This window comes from Sphingomonas lacunae (assembly GCF_012979535.1).
GTDB classification, from domain to species: domain Bacteria; phylum Pseudomonadota; class Alphaproteobacteria; order Sphingomonadales; family Sphingomonadaceae; genus Sphingopyxis; species Sphingopyxis lacunae.
In genome coordinates this window covers 1,773,377-1,786,193 of record NZ_CP053015.1, presented here as the reverse complement: position 1 = coordinate 1,786,193, position 12,817 = coordinate 1,773,377, and the positions used below count along the sequence as shown (strand labels likewise).

The following is a 12,817-nucleotide window of genomic DNA, read 5'->3' as shown; positions in this document are numbered from 1 at the left end:
GTTCAGGCACCCATCATGTCATTCCGCCGGGACGAAAATGAAGCCCGATAGCCGCCATGGCATCGTCAAACCTGCCGGTTGTCCCGGTCAGGCTGATGGCGATATCTCCACCGGTCAGGGCACGATTGGCCCCCGCCAACTTGCCGGCAAGGGTAGTTGATGGAAATTGCGCCGGATCGTGCAGGTGCAGGATGATCGATTTCTGGTGGCGATATTCCCACACCGAAATGTCGGCGATGGCCGACCAGGGGATCGTTTGTGCTGACCATTGCTTGCTGACAATGCCCTGCGCATCAATGCGGACCTGATCTTCGGTATCGAACAGCCGACGCCCGATCATCAGGGTACAGAGACCAAAGAAGACAATCGCCAGCCAACCGGCCCATTCCCTGCCAGGCTTCGGCGGGTTCCCCAGCAGTCCGGCAATCCACACGCCCAGGACAACAAAGCCAACTGCGCCCAACCCGAGCAGCGCCATGCGCCAACGGCTCGGTTTTGCCACGAAGTTGTGCATGATCATCCCCACTGTGCTGGCGGAGGCTACTCCACTGTCACGCTCTTGGCGAGATTGCGCGGCTGGTCGACATCCGTACCTTTGGCGCAGGCGACGTGATAGGCGAGGAGCTGCACCGGCACGGCATATACGAGCGGCGCGATGAGGGGGTGGACTTTGGGCATCTCGATCGTGGCGAGGCAACCTTCACCGGCCTCCGCGAGACCCTCGGCATCCGACACCAGGACGATCTTGCCGCCACGGGCGCGGACTTCCTGCATGTTGCTGACGGTCTTTTCAAACAGCGGTCCGGAGGGTGCAAGCACGATGACGGGAACGGCTTCGTCGATCAGCGCGATCGGGCCATGCTTCATCTCTCCGCTGGCATAGCCTTCGGCGTGGATATAGCTGATTTCCTTGAGTTTCAGCGCACCTTCCATCGCCAGCGGATAGTCCGGGCCACGGCCGAGGTAGAGGACATCGCGGGCCGGGGCAATGAGGTGCGCCATGGCGGCGATATCCTCATCATGCGCCAGCGCGGCATTGAGCGCGGCGGGGGCCTCGATGAGGTGCTTGACCACCTCCTGCTCCTCGGCGCGGCTCATCCGTCCCTTGACCACCGCGAGATGCGCGGCCAGCGCGGCGAGGACGGCGAGCTGGCAGGTGAAGGCCTTGGTCGAGGCGACGCCGATCTCCGGGCCGGCATGGGTCGGCAGCAACAGGTCGGCCTCACGCGCCATGCTGCTGGTCGGCACATTGACGACGACGGCGATAGTCTGCCCCTGCTCCTTGCAGTGGCGCAGTGCGGCGAGCGTGTCGGCGGTTTCGCCCGACTGGCTGATGAACAGGGCAAGGCCACCGGGTTCAAGTACCGGATCGCGGTAACGGAATTCGCTGGCGACATCGATATCGACGGGCACGCGGGCAAAGGTTTCGAACCAATATTTGGCGACCATGCCGGCATAATAGCTGGTGCCGCAGGCGACTATGGTGATCCGCTTGATGGCGCTCAGGTCAAAGTCCATTTGCGGCAGGGCAACCTGCATCTCGACCGCGCGGATGTAGCTTTGCAGCGTCTGGGCGACGACGGTCGGCTGCTCGAAAATCTCTTTCTGCATGAAGTGGCGATAGGGCCCCTTCTCGACCGCAGCGGCGGTGACGCCGGAGATTGTGACATCCCGCGTGACCGGCGCATTGTCCTTGTCGAAAATCTGCGCGCCGTCGCGGGTGATGATCACCCAGTCGCCTTCCTCAAGATAGGCGATGCGCTGGGTCAGCGGGGCCAGCGCCAGCGCGTCCGAGCCGAGATAGGTTTCGCCATCGCCATAGCCGACAACCAGTGGCGAGCCCAGACGGGCGCCGATAAGCATGTCGTCATGGCTGCGGAAGGCGATGGCGAGCGCGAAGGCGCCGCGCAGGGTCGGCAGCACCGCCTTGACGGCATCGGTAGGCGACTTGCCGGCCTCGACATGTTCGGAGACGAGGTGGGCGACGACTTCGGTATCGGTTTCCGATTCAAAGGTGCGGCCACGGGCGATCAGTGCATCCCGCAGCGGCTTGAAATTCTCGATGATGCCATTGTGGACGAGGGCGACTTCGCCGGTCGCATGCGGATGGGCGTTCGACGTGGTCGGCGCGCCGTGGGTGGCCCAGCGTGTGTGGGCGATGCCGATCAGGCCGGGCGCCGGATTGCCGGCCAGTTCCTTGACCAGATTGTTGAGCTTGCCCTCCGCCCGGCGGCGGATCAGTTGGCCGTCCTGCACGGAGCAGACGCCGGCGCTGTCATAGCCGCGATACTCCATTCGGCGGAGGCCATCGACCAGACGATCGGCCACAGGTTCCTTGCCAACGATACCGATAATTCCGCACATGGTTCAAAAGCCGCTTTCTGGTCAAAGGGTGTAGGGGACACGGATGCCCGGCATCTCTGCCGGGAAATCCTTGGTATTTCGTGTAATCAGGATCGATCCATTCACCTGCGCCGTGGCAAGGATATAGGCATCCATCAACTTCATTCGCGCGCGATAGCGGATGTCGGCAGCGGCCGTGGCAATACGGGCGTCGATTTCCACCACTTCGAACGCGGACAGCGCCTGCTGCAGGGTTGCACGCTCCTCAAGCGGTACACCGGCCAACAATTCCGTCCATACAATCCGGCTGATGCGATGCTTTTTGTAGCGCGACAGCTCGCTGGTCGCCCTGCGATCATCCTTCAACCAGTCGATCAGGATATTGGTGTCGAAAAAGGGGGCAGACATGCTCAGTCAGCAGACCGTGTCTCAGACATCATCATAGGGCCGGCGGTCTTCCCGCATCGCCCTCTGATACTCGACGGCATCACCAATGTCGGACTTGTGCTTCCACAAGCCCGCACCCCGCGTGATCCAGTCCTGATTGTCTGCATGCTGAACCAGATACAGCTGGATCGCCTCACGGATTTCCGCCGCACGCGATTTCCCCTGCCGCTTGGCGAGGGCATCGAGCTTTTCAATGTCTTCGTCGGGGATGTCGGTAAGGATGCGCGCCATGATGATATACTGATATCATATCATGATATCATGTCAAGGCAGCGCGGCGCCACTTTTCCCTTTCGCTATCGAAACAGTCTGTCATGCTGGGTGCGTCGAGGCTGTGATGGGGTGTGCAATGGACAAGGTGGTGGCGTATCATCTGCCCGGCGGTTGGGGGCTGGTTTCGGTGAGCCCCTTCTGTTTGAAGCTCGACGCCTTTTTGCGGATGACCGGCATCCCGCATGAGGCGGTGACGGCGACGACGCCATTCGGCGGGCCCAAGGGCAAGGCGCCGTGGATCGAGCATGAGGGGCGCAAGATCGGTGATTCGACGCTGATCATCCTCTATCTGAAGGAGCGCTTCGGGGTTGATCCCGACGCCTGCCTGACTCAGGCGCAGCGCGGGCAGGCGCTGGCGATCCAGCGGTTGGTCGAGGAAAATCTCTATTGGGCGATGGTCAATGACCGGTGGAACACGGCCGAGAACTGGCCGGTGCTGAAAGGCAGCGTGCTGGGCGGCATCCCGGCGATCCCGCGCACCATCATGGCGCCTTTTGCCCGGCGCGGCGTGCTGAAACAGCTCAAAGGCCAGGGCATGGGCCACCATAGCCCGGAGGAAATCGCCGCCATTGCCAAGCGCGACATTGATGCCTTGGCCGCCATGCTGGACGGGCAGGACTGGTTCTTTGGCGATGAGCCGACCGAAACCGACTGCGTCGTCTATTCGCTGCTGGCGAATGTTTATCAGGTCGGATTTGCCAGCCCGATAAAGCCGGTGATTGCCGGCCACGCCAATCTGGTCAGCTTTCTCGAGCGGTTTGCAGCGCGATTCTATCCGGCCTGAGCTGCCCTGCCCAGCCACTCCCGCGCCAACAGGCCATAGAGGATGGTGTCGCGCACGCCGATGTGGGTTTCCCATTCCTCGCGCAAATGCCCTTCGAGGACAAAGCCCAGCCGTTCGAGCAGACGGATTGAGGGGGCGTTCTCGGGGTCGACATCGGCATAGACACGTCGCTGGCCCGGACATGCAAACCCATGGTCGAGCACCGCGGTGACTGCTTCGCGGCCATAGCCCTGCCCCCAAAGGCTGCGGCCAATCAGATAGCCGATCTCACTGACGCCGGGACGGCGGTCCTTGAGCGTCACCCAGCCATGCGCCGCGCCACCATCGAGTGTGATGGCCCAGCAGGCATAGCCGGGTTCCTGCAACGCGTTGAGCGCGACGACTTCTCGTGTTTTTTCCGGCGACTGGTGCGGACCATGCGACCACCATTGCATCACGGCGGGATCGGCGAAGACCGGGTGAAGAGCCGCGGAGTCCTCGTCGCGCAAGGGGCGCAGGGTCAGGCGCGATGCGATGAGCGTGGGCAGCATGGTTGGACGCTCAACCCCTGCCCGCCCGCGATGCTTTCCAAGAGGCAAAGGTGAACACCTCATCCCCCGCCCCCTCGGCCTTGAGCCGGGCCAGCATGGCGATGCCTTCCTCGACCGTCGGGATATGGCCGACCGGCACCCACCACAGGCAGAAGGAAGGCTCCATCACATCAAACCATTCGGCGCGTTGAGACAGGACCTTGCGATGGTCTGGCTGGCGATAGGCAAAGGCTTCGAGCGAGGCGATATCGCGCCAGACAGACATGTTGACGATGAAGTCGGGATCGCCAGGGATGACCTCGACATCGGTGGCATCATTGCCATCGCCCACCAACCGCCAGATGAAGCCATCGCTAGCATCGGCCATGGCATTGACATGATCGAGCGCGGCCATGAAGGGGGCGTTGACCGGATCATCCTTGGCCACGCGGAAGCGGGCAACATTGATCTGAGCGACGTGGCGGGTCGTCATGCGTGTTACTTCACCGCCTTCTTCGCCAACATCGCGTCGCGGAAGCGCTTGGCCCAGCCGGGCTTCTCGGTCTGGGGTGCTCGAATGAGGGCAAGGGCGTCGGCAGTCACGTCCTTGGTGACGACACCGCCCGCGCCAACGATGGCACCGGCGCCGATGGTGACCGGCGCGACGAGTGACGAGTTGCTGCCGATGAAGGCACCTTCGCCAATCACGGTCGGATATTTGAAATAGCCATCATAATTGCAGGTGATGGTGCCCGCGCCAATGTTAGCGCCCGCGCCGACATCGGCATCGCCGAGGTAGGTGAGGTGGCTGGCTTTCGCGCCTTTGCCCATGCGCGCCTTTTTCATCTCGACGAAATTGCCGACCTTGGCCTTTTCCTCAAGAATCGCGCCGGGGCGCAGGCGGGCATAGGGGCCGACCTCGGCCTTGGGGCCGACATCTGCCCCTTCGAGATGCGAGAAGGCGTGGATGGTCGCGCCTTCACTGATTTTCACGCCGGGGCCGAAGACGACATTCGGGTGGATCGTCACATCGCGGGCGATGGCGGTATCGTGGCTGAACCAGACGGTTTCGGGCGCGACGAGGCTGACGCCATCGGCCATGGCCTGGACGCGACGTCTTTGCTGCCAGACCAATTCGAGCGCGGCGAGTTCGGCGCGGCTGTTGACGCCGGTGACTTCGGCGGGGTCTTCCACTTCGATCACCGCGCTCGCCTGCCCCGGAAGCATGACGATGTCGGGGAGATAATATTCGCCCGCCGCATTATCGTTGCCGATCTTGTCGAGCAGAACGAACAGGTCGGTCGAGCGAACCGCCATGAGGCCGGAGTTGCACAGGTCAACGGCGCGTTCGGCCTCGCTCGCGTCCTTATACTCGACCATTTTCTCGATGGTGCCATCAGCCTTGGCGATGATGCGGCCATAGGCCCCGGCATTGTCAGGGCGGAAGCCAAGGACGACCGCGCGCGGTTCGATGCCGAAGTTGAGCCGGTCGATCATGCGCTGCATCGTCGCGGCGCTGACCAGCGGCACATCGCCATAGAGGATGAGGACGTCCCCGCCGAAGCCAGCCAGCGCTTCCTTGGCTTGCAGCACGGCGTGGCCTGTGCCGAGTTGCTCACGCTGCCAGGCGATATCAACTTCTCGGTGAGCCACGGCGGCCTCGACCTGATCCCCGCCCGCGCCGACAACCACAACGGTGCGTTCGGCACCAAGCCCGGCCACCGTATCAAGCAGATGCGCCAGCATCGGCTTGCCTGCGAGAGGGTGGAGAACCTTGTGTTTGGCCGACTTCATCCGCGTCCCCTGCCCCGCGGCGAGAATGACGGCGGCGAGCGGGCGGCGGAGGGCGGGATTGGTCATGCGTTTGCCTCGACTGGCTGAGTTTCTGGTCTGGCGCTCCCTTTGCCAGCAATTGGTTGCGGTTTCCACTACGGCGCGGCAGGAGCGGCGCGATGCGTGATTTTCCCTTTGCCTATGTCGGATTTGATCTCGACGGTACGCTAGTCGACACCGCCGACGACCTGCTCGCCGCGACCAACCATGCGCTGGCGAGCGCCGACATTGCACCGCTGAGCAATGCGCAAATCCGCACGGTGATTGGCGGCGGGGCGCGGATGATGCTGCAACTGGGGATCAAGCTGGCAGGTGCACCAGCAGTCAGTGACGAACGGCTGGATAGTCTGCTGATCACGTTGCTGGCGCATTATGAGGCCAATATCGCGGTGCACAGCCGGCCGTTCGAGGGGACCTTGGCAGCGCTCGATGCGCTCGACGCGATGGGCGTGCGCTATGCGGTGGTGACCAACAAGCGCGAGCATTATGCGCGGTTGCTGCTTGACGCGCTCGGACTTACGCACCGCCTCGCCACCATTATAGGTGGCGACACGCTGGCTGTCGCCAAGCCTGACCCAATCACCGTCCAAACGATGATAGCGAGGTGCGGCGGCGACCCGGTGAAAGATGCAGCGCGCACCGCCTTTATCGGTGATTCCCATTTCGACATTGATGCCGGGAGGGCAGCGGGCACGACTACTGTCGCCTGCAGCTTCGGCTATATGATGCAACCGGTCGAGACGCTGAACGCGGACGCTGTCATCAACCATTTCGACGAGTTGGTGCCGAGGCTACGGCGACTGGGATGATCCCCGCCGCCGCAGCGCAAGACCGGTCAGGCCGCCGCTTCACCCATCACAAAGGCGTTGAGCTTGTTGCCATCGGGGTCGCGGAAATAACCAGCGTAGAAACCGTCACCGCGCGGTCCCGGAGGACCTTCGCACGTGCCGCCATGGGCGAGCGCGATATCATAGAGGCGGTGGACCTGATCCTTGTCCTTTGCTTCCAGCGCGACCATCACCCCGTTGCCAACAGTGGCTGCTTGCCCGTCATAGGGTTTGGTGACGGCGATGCCAGCGGGACCATTTTCCGTGCCCCAGGCGATGAAGGTCTCAAATTCCATCATGCGGGGCGTGCCCATCTCCCCCGCAAGCGCATCATAAAATGCGGCGGCACGCGGCAAGTCGTTGGTACCGAGGGTCACATAGCCGATCATCTGGTCCTCCTCTGAGTCGTTGTTTGGAACAGAGTAGGAACATTTGTCTGGCTGTCAAGCGCAACTCAGACCGCCGAACCCTTTCGCCATTTGATCCAGAGGTGGCGGAGCAACATCGGCAGCGGCATTCGCAAAAGGTGGCTGCGGATATAGAAGGCGAAGCGCAGAGGGCGGTGGATTTCGCGACCCCAATCATCGCGCGCGAGCAGACGGCGGAGGAAGAGTTGGTCGGTGAGGGTAAGCCGTGCAAGCACGTACATCGGCGTCCCGAAAAGATGATGAGCCAGCCGGGCGGTGCGGGCATAGGCATGACGGAGGCCGTGGCGTCCGGTGTCGGACAACAAGTCTTTTAGATATTTGCCATTGGTCCGCCGTTGCATTTCCAGCACAAGGCAATGAAAATCCCAGAGATTCCTGAGGCCGCCGTCCATTTCTCCATCGGCCATCAGATGGGCGACACAATGGTGGACGATATCGAAGCGGCCAAGGACGCGGTATCCTGCCAACAGCGGGGCAGTGGAGGGATCGGCAGGGATTTCCGGGTCATCTCCCGGTTCGTGGAGATTCCCAAAATGTGCTGGCAGCGGCAGGTCTTGCGCGTCGGCGATCATCGCTGCCGCATCGGGGGTAATGCGGGCCGTCAGCGGCAGGATAGTGTGGTGGACATCGACCATGCGGTCTCGCTCGGCATGGATCAGCGGCGGCAACTCGTGCATCCAGCGGCGGTAATAGGCCTGATCATAGGGATCGTCCTTAACCCATTCCCAGTCGGCAGCCAGCAGCGCCGCCTCAACCTCGTCCAGCCGCTCGCGCGGGACCAGAATGTCGAGATCGCCGATCTGCCGCCCTGCAGCGTTGGGCAGCCCGGCGGCGGCATAGGCCGTGCCCTTGAGCAGGATGGGCGCGATACCCAGCGGGCCGAGCGCACGGCGGCACATCTCCGCCTCCCATAGCGCGAGGCGTTGCGCGTGATCGGCAGCACGGGCTGCCGCTTCGAGATGCCTGGCAACGCTGGACGGCAGCGGCTGGCCGGCAAGGCGGAGCGCGAGTGTGCCGAGCATGACCTCACCGCGCGCGACCGAGAGGATGGCGTCCCAGGCATCGGCCGGCACGTCAGCCGCCTTGGCGGGATCGCGCAACAACATGATGAGGCGCTCGATCGCCCTCACCTGCCGAGTTCCGCCCACAATGCGTTGACCACCGCCATGCCCTCGTGACTGGAACCATAGCCGATGGCAACGGCAGGAACATCGCGGACCAGACGTACCAGTGCATCGAATCCCGGCTCACCCAGCGCAACATAATTGGTCGAACTGTCGGTCAGCCGCATGAAGGCTTCGGACGGCGGCACCGGGCGCAGACCGGGCTCGTCGCCAAAGGTGGGGAAGAGCAGCAGCGATGGCCGCGCCGGTTCATCCATGCGGACAATGGCGTCAGCGCGGGGGACAAGATGGCGGATCGTGCCCTTTGGTGTGCCCAGGATCGGTGGGCCGAGCCGGTCGGCGGGAACACGGGACACCATTTCGGTTATGGCGGCATTTTTCAGGCTGACGAGACGGGGAAAGGCATTGATCGCACCATCATCCAAGCCGAGCAGCGCGAATTCATCGCCCATCAACCGCCACTCACTCTCACCAAGCAGGGCCGCAAGCGTCGATTTGCCCGACCCCGAGGCGCCGACCATGACGATGCAGCAACCGTCGCGCTCCACCGCACTGGCGTGGAGCAGCAGATGCTGCCGCCAGCCGAGGGCGACTTGAAGGTTCATGCCCATTTCCGCGGCGAGCAGCCCCTGTGACAGGGGCAGCGGCAGCGCATCGGGGATAGTGTAATCCCCGCGGATGTGAACAGAAGGCCGGACGAAGCGGCGCCAGGGGCGGGTTGCCTCCAGCCGGACGGTGGCGAGCGCCTGCCCGGAATCGGCGGCAGGATAGCCGGCATAGAGACGGCGGAGATGATCGACCGGCGCTTCCCAATCGGAGCCAATGCGAAAGCTGACCGGGCCGACGCGCAGGGTGTGGCTATGCCTCATCGCCGCTCGACAAGGCCCATGGCGGTAAGTTCCGCCAGTCTCTCGGCAACCAGCGACGGGACGTCCTGATCGCCGAGGTCGAATTGTTCGGCCATGCGGGCAACGAGCGCCGCGCCAGTCGCCGGGCCGGCGGCCAGCAGGTCGAGCAGTTCGGGGAGCGGCGGGGCGAGCAGATGCGTCTGGCCTGAGGTGCGGTCATAGGCGATGGTCAGCGTATCGAGCGGTTCGAGGCGCAGGCGGCCTGCCCCAGGCCCATGCCAAACCGGTTCGCCGGCAGCGGCCACGCGATCAGACTGACCATTCATGCGCGGACCCAGCCATCCGCGGTCAGCGCGGCACCTGGATCGATGCGTAGCAGGTGAAACCACTCTGACCGGCACGCAGGCGCCGGATGTAGTTCATGTAGGCCATGCCCTGTTCCGCCGTCGTACCAGGAAGCGAGCGGCCAGCGAGGGCCTGACGCACTTCCTCACCGGTGAACGGGCGGAAATAGCCTGGGAAAGCTCCCTGTGTGCCGGCCGGGACGAGTGTGCCGTCAAGGGCGATATATTTGCCGCCAGCAACCGGTTCAGGCACAGGAATCTGGCATGTGAAGGCCGATGCTGCGGTCTGGGCAAAGGCCGGACGGACGGTGACCGCAGCCGCAACACCGGCGGCACCCAGCATCAACGCGCGGCGGCGGGCAAGCGATACAGCAGGCTTGGCTGCGGCTGGCGCTGCATCCTGATCGTTGGCCAGCTGGCCATTCGCTTCGCCGTTGGCGTCCTGATCCATCATCTGTCCCCAATGTCGTTGTCGGCATCCTTACACTGGCGATTCGCGCAACGAAAGCCCACTACAGGTCCGCCTGTGCCACTATGACAAGCTGTGGTAACCAAATTGCTGCTGTGTGGGGCGCAGGTCCGCCGGGATTGACAGCGGCCCTGTTGTTGGAAGAGGTGCGCGAACCATGACCCGTCTTCCCGCCCTGTTGATTGCCGCGTTGGTCATGTTGCTGGCGGGCACCGCTGTGGCGCTGTCGGTCAGCGCGGACTGGATCGGCATTGTCGTAATGATGATTGCCGGACTGGTTGCGATCGGTGTGATGGCCACCAACCAGTTGATGCCGGTCGCTGAACCGGCTGTAACGATGGTCAGTGGCGACGACCGCCCGTTAGAGGATCAACCCCGCTTCGCCGCATTTATCGACGCTATCAGCGTGCCCTTGCTGTTGGTCAAAGACGCCCGCGTGATGATTGCCAACAATGCGGCCCGCGGGCTTTTGGGCGACTTCATCACCGGCGTCGATGTGCGCTCGGCGGTGCGCCATCCAGCGGCAGCAGACAGGCTGGCCAACCTGGACCGGACCGACCCGGCGACCATTGCCACACCCATCGATCTGATCGGCATAGGCGGACCAGGAGCACGTTGGGAAATGCGGACAATGCTGCTGGAAGACGGCAGCTGTCTGGTGGCGTTGACCGACCATAGTGGGCGCGATGCGATCGAAAGGATGCGGGCGGACTTTGTCGCCAATGCCAGCCATGAACTGCGCACGCCGCTCGCGGCCATATTGGGATTTGTCGAGACATTGTCCGATCCGGCAGCCGGCGGTGATGCCGAGGTGCGCCAGCGATTCCTAGGAGTGATCGATAAGGAAGCCCGGCGCATGCAGCAATTGGTTGAAGACCTGTTGTCGATGTCGCGCATCGAGGCAAGCAAAAGCCAGGCGCCGACCGAGCGGCTGGAGTGGGGCGCACTGATCCGGCAAGTGGTGGCCGAGCTGACAGCGGCCGGAGACAAACGCGCAGCCGATGTGCGGATGGAGCTAGGCCCAGCGGCGCCGATCCTCGCCGACCCCGCGCAAATGTCGCAATTGCTGCACAATATCATTGGCAATGCGATGAAATATGGCCGGGCCGGAACCCCGGTTACAGTGAGGCTGGGCTTCGTCGGTGGACAGATGGCCGAGTTGGCAGTGAGCGACGAGAGTGAGGGCATTGCGCCCGAACATCTGCCGCGCCTGACTGAACGTTTTTATCGGGTAGACAGCGCCCGCAGCCGGTCACTCGGTGGCACTGGATTGGGCCTCGCCATTGTCAAGCATGTCGTCGAGCGTCACCGGGGCAGGCTCGACATTGATAGCGTCGTCGGCGTCGGGACAACGGTGAAAGTCCGACTCCCCCTCATCACCGATTGAGTTCGCCTGCCTGCCGCCGCGGATGTCATGAAACTGTCATCTAAGTGTAAGATTGGCCGATTCAACGAATCGTTCGGCTCCGAAACGGCGAGGATTCGTGCCTGAATTCTGCAAGGATGGATCCCATGTTTTCCAAGCTTTCCTTCAAAAAGCTCGCGCTCATCGCGGCTCCTGCACTGATGCTGGCCGGATGCGGCGGATCGGGCGGTGCCAGCGCATCGCGTGACTTTGTATGGGCTGTCGGATCCTCGACCGTCTATCCCTTTGCCAACGTTGCCGCAGAAAGCTTTAGCGCGACCAACGCAGGCATGAAGACGCCAAAGATCGAATCGACCGGCACTGGCGGCGGCATCGAACGCTTTTGTTCGGGCATCGGTGCCGGAACGCCCGACATCGTCAACGCCTCGCGCCGGATGAAGGCCAAGGAATTCGAGTCCTGTGCTGCCAATGGCGTCACCGACATCATCGAAGTCCAGCTGGGCATCGACGGTATCGCGCTGGGCGAGTCAGTGAATGGCCCGCGCTTCGCCCTGACGCAGGAAGATATATACAAGGCCCTCGCGGCCAACCCCTATGGCCAGCCGAATACTGCCCGCACCTGGCGCGACGTCAATCCGGCGCTGCCCGCTGTCGAAATCGCTGTTTATGGTCCGCCATCGACCAGCGGCACCTATGACGCGTTCAAGGAGCTGATTCTGGGCAAGGGCTGTGAAGCCAACACCGAAATGAAGGCGCTGAAGGACAGCGACAAGGACCGCTATGAAGCAGTGTGCCACACGCTGCGCGGTGCTCCGGCCTATGTCGAGCAGGGCGAAAATGACAATCTGATCGTCCAGAAGCTGGCGCAGAACCCCAATTATCTGGGCGTGTTCGGCTTCAGCTATCTCGATGCCAACCGGACGACCATCCGCGATGTGCCGATCGCCGGTGTCGAAGCGACGGCGGCGACCATCGCCGACGGCAGCTATCCCGGTTCGCGCCCGCTCTATATTTATATCAAGAAGCAGCACATCGGCGTGATCCCCGGCTTGCAGCAGTATTTGAAGGCACTGATCGAAGCGGCGGCCCCTGGTGGCGCGCTGAGCCAGCGCGGTCTGATCCCGCTGGGCGCCGACATTTATGCCACCCAACTGAAGGCCACCGATGACCTGCCGTTGTTGGTCAAGGACGGTTTGAAGTAAGAGAAACGGGCCTGGGGCGG

The 12,817-nt window shown here is 62.9% G+C and carries 16 protein-coding genes; 4 read left to right on the top strand and 12 right to left on the bottom strand.

What is annotated here, in order from left to right:
* Positions 1–13: 13 nt before the first annotated feature.
* From GV829_RS08635 to GV829_RS08620, 4 genes are read right to left on the bottom strand one after another with little or no spacing between them, the layout of a single operon-like run.
* Positions 14–514 carry an STM3941 family protein gene (locus GV829_RS08635; RefSeq protein ID WP_169945837.1) on the bottom strand — a complete coding sequence of 167 codons (501 nt, stop codon included), beginning with the start codon at positions 512–514 and terminating at the stop codon, positions 14–16.
* 26 nt (positions 515–540) lie between these two features.
* Positions 541–2,364 (bottom strand): glutamine--fructose-6-phosphate transaminase (isomerizing), encoded by a 1,824-nt coding sequence (glmS, locus tag GV829_RS08630; protein ID WP_169945835.1) that lies wholly within the window; start codon positions 2,362–2,364, stop codon positions 541–543.
* Between the two features lie 21 nt (positions 2,365–2,385).
* Positions 2,386–2,751, bottom strand: coding sequence for a type II toxin-antitoxin system VapC family toxin (locus tag GV829_RS08625; RefSeq protein WP_169945833.1), 366 nt, complete (start codon positions 2,749–2,751; stop codon positions 2,386–2,388).
* A 21-nt stretch (positions 2,752–2,772) separates the two neighbouring features.
* Positions 2,773–3,021 carry a ribbon-helix-helix domain-containing protein gene (locus GV829_RS08620; protein ID WP_169945831.1) on the bottom strand — a complete coding sequence of 83 codons (249 nt, stop codon included), beginning with the start codon at positions 3,019–3,021 and terminating at the stop codon, positions 2,773–2,775.
* Positions 3,022–3,139: 118 nt separating this feature from the next.
* Between GV829_RS08620 and GV829_RS08615 the strand changes: the two genes are divergently transcribed.
* Entirely contained in the window at positions 3,140–3,847 is a 708-nt protein-coding gene (locus GV829_RS08615) for a glutathione S-transferase family protein (protein ID WP_169945829.1), read from the top strand.
* Here GV829_RS08615 and GV829_RS08610 read toward each other — a convergent pair.
* The 3 genes from GV829_RS08610 to glmU are packed head-to-tail and all read right to left on the bottom strand — an operon-like array spanning position 3,835 to position 6,216.
* A complete protein-coding gene (locus tag GV829_RS08610; RefSeq protein ID WP_169945827.1) occupies positions 3,835–4,377 on the bottom strand; it encodes a GNAT family N-acetyltransferase in 543 nt (180 codons plus the stop codon). The two genes, GV829_RS08615 and GV829_RS08610, sit on opposite strands and share 13 nt — an antisense overlap.
* Positions 4,378–4,387: 10 nt before the next feature.
* Positions 4,388–4,849 carry a DUF3291 domain-containing protein gene (locus GV829_RS08605; protein ID WP_169945825.1) on the bottom strand — a complete coding sequence of 154 codons (462 nt, stop codon included), beginning with the start codon at positions 4,847–4,849 and terminating at the stop codon, positions 4,388–4,390.
* A gap of 5 nt (positions 4,850–4,854) precedes the next feature.
* Positions 4,855–6,216 (bottom strand): bifunctional UDP-N-acetylglucosamine diphosphorylase/glucosamine-1-phosphate N-acetyltransferase GlmU, encoded by a 1,362-nt coding sequence (gene glmU / locus GV829_RS08600; protein ID WP_169945823.1) that lies wholly within the window; start codon positions 6,214–6,216, stop codon positions 4,855–4,857.
* Between the two features lie 92 nt (positions 6,217–6,308).
* Between glmU and GV829_RS08595 the strand changes: the two genes are divergently transcribed.
* On the top strand, positions 6,309–6,998 hold the full coding sequence (locus tag GV829_RS08595; RefSeq protein ID WP_169945821.1) for an HAD hydrolase-like protein: 690 nt from the start codon (positions 6,309–6,311) through the stop codon (positions 6,996–6,998).
* A 26-nt stretch (positions 6,999–7,024) separates the two neighbouring features.
* Here GV829_RS08595 and GV829_RS08590 read toward each other — a convergent pair whose 3' ends face one another.
* From GV829_RS08590 to GV829_RS08570, 5 genes are all read right to left on the bottom strand, one after another.
* Positions 7,025–7,405, bottom strand: coding sequence for a VOC family protein (locus tag GV829_RS08590; protein ID WP_169945819.1), 381 nt, complete (start codon positions 7,403–7,405; stop codon positions 7,025–7,027).
* 65 nt (positions 7,406–7,470) lie between these two features.
* Entirely contained in the window at positions 7,471–8,550 is a 1,080-nt protein-coding gene (locus GV829_RS08585; protein ID WP_169948143.1) for a nucleotidyltransferase domain-containing protein, read from the bottom strand.
* A 20-nt stretch (positions 8,551–8,570) separates the two neighbouring features.
* Complete coding sequence (locus tag GV829_RS08580) at positions 8,571–9,437, bottom strand: HprK-related kinase A (protein WP_169945817.1); 867 nt, start codon at positions 9,435–9,437, stop codon at positions 8,571–8,573.
* Complete coding sequence (locus tag GV829_RS08575) at positions 9,434–9,742, bottom strand: HPr-rel-A system PqqD family peptide chaperone (protein WP_169945815.1); 309 nt, start codon at positions 9,740–9,742, stop codon at positions 9,434–9,436. Before GV829_RS08575 ends, GV829_RS08580 begins: the two co-directional genes overlap by 4 nt.
* 22 nt (positions 9,743–9,764) lie before the next feature.
* Positions 9,765–10,211 carry a hypothetical protein gene (locus GV829_RS08570; protein WP_425505449.1) on the bottom strand — a complete coding sequence of 149 codons (447 nt, stop codon included), beginning with the start codon at positions 10,209–10,211 and terminating at the stop codon, positions 9,765–9,767.
* A 175-nt stretch (positions 10,212–10,386) separates the two neighbouring features.
* On the opposite strand from GV829_RS08570, the gene GV829_RS08565 reads away from it, so the two are divergent.
* A complete protein-coding gene (locus GV829_RS08565) occupies positions 10,387–11,616 on the top strand; it encodes an ATP-binding protein (protein ID WP_169945813.1) in 1,230 nt (409 codons plus the stop codon).
* A gap of 125 nt (positions 11,617–11,741) precedes the next feature.
* Positions 11,742–12,797, top strand: coding sequence for a substrate-binding domain-containing protein (locus GV829_RS08560; RefSeq protein ID WP_169945811.1), 1,056 nt, complete (start codon positions 11,742–11,744; stop codon positions 12,795–12,797).
* Positions 12,798–12,817 lie beyond the last annotated feature (20 nt).

Coding starts and splice junctions, on each gene's coding strand:
- GV829_RS08620 (WP_169945831.1), bottom strand. CDS start 3,021: ATGGCGCGCATCCTTACCGACATCCCCGACGAAGACATTGAAAAGCTC.
- glmS (WP_169945835.1), bottom strand. CDS start 2,364: ATGTGCGGAATTATCGGTATCGTTGGCAAGGAACCTGTGGCCGATCGT.
- GV829_RS08610 (WP_169945827.1), bottom strand. CDS start 4,377: ATGCTGCCCACGCTCATCGCATCGCGCCTGACCCTGCGCCCCTTGCGC.
- GV829_RS08585 (WP_169948143.1), bottom strand. CDS start 8,550: ATGTTGTTGCGCGATCCCGCCAAGGCGGCTGACGTGCCGGCCGATGCC.
- glmU (WP_169945823.1), bottom strand. CDS start 6,216: ATGACCAATCCCGCCCTCCGCCGCCCGCTCGCCGCCGTCATTCTCGCC.
- GV829_RS08625 (WP_169945833.1), bottom strand. CDS start 2,751: ATGTCTGCCCCCTTTTTCGACACCAATATCCTGATCGACTGGTTGAAG.
- GV829_RS08595 (WP_169945821.1), top strand. CDS start 6,309: ATGCGTGATTTTCCCTTTGCCTATGTCGGATTTGATCTCGACGGTACG.
- GV829_RS08575 (WP_169945815.1), bottom strand. CDS start 9,742: ATGAATGGTCAGTCTGATCGCGTGGCCGCTGCCGGCGAACCGGTTTGG.
- GV829_RS08560 (WP_169945811.1), top strand. CDS start 11,742: ATGTTTTCCAAGCTTTCCTTCAAAAAGCTCGCGCTCATCGCGGCTCCT.
- GV829_RS08570 (WP_425505449.1), bottom strand. CDS start 10,211: ATGGATCAGGACGCCAACGGCGAAGCGAATGGCCAGCTGGCCAACGAT.
- GV829_RS08615 (WP_169945829.1), top strand. CDS start 3,140: ATGGACAAGGTGGTGGCGTATCATCTGCCCGGCGGTTGGGGGCTGGTT.
- GV829_RS08590 (WP_169945819.1), bottom strand. CDS start 7,405: ATGATCGGCTATGTGACCCTCGGTACCAACGACTTGCCGCGTGCCGCC.
- GV829_RS08580 (WP_169945817.1), bottom strand. CDS start 9,437: ATGAGGCATAGCCACACCCTGCGCGTCGGCCCGGTCAGCTTTCGCATT.
- GV829_RS08565 (WP_169945813.1), top strand. CDS start 10,387: ATGACCCGTCTTCCCGCCCTGTTGATTGCCGCGTTGGTCATGTTGCTG.
- GV829_RS08635 (WP_169945837.1), bottom strand. CDS start 514: ATGCACAACTTCGTGGCAAAACCGAGCCGTTGGCGCATGGCGCTGCTC.
- GV829_RS08605 (WP_169945825.1), bottom strand. CDS start 4,849: ATGACGACCCGCCACGTCGCTCAGATCAATGTTGCCCGCTTCCGCGTG.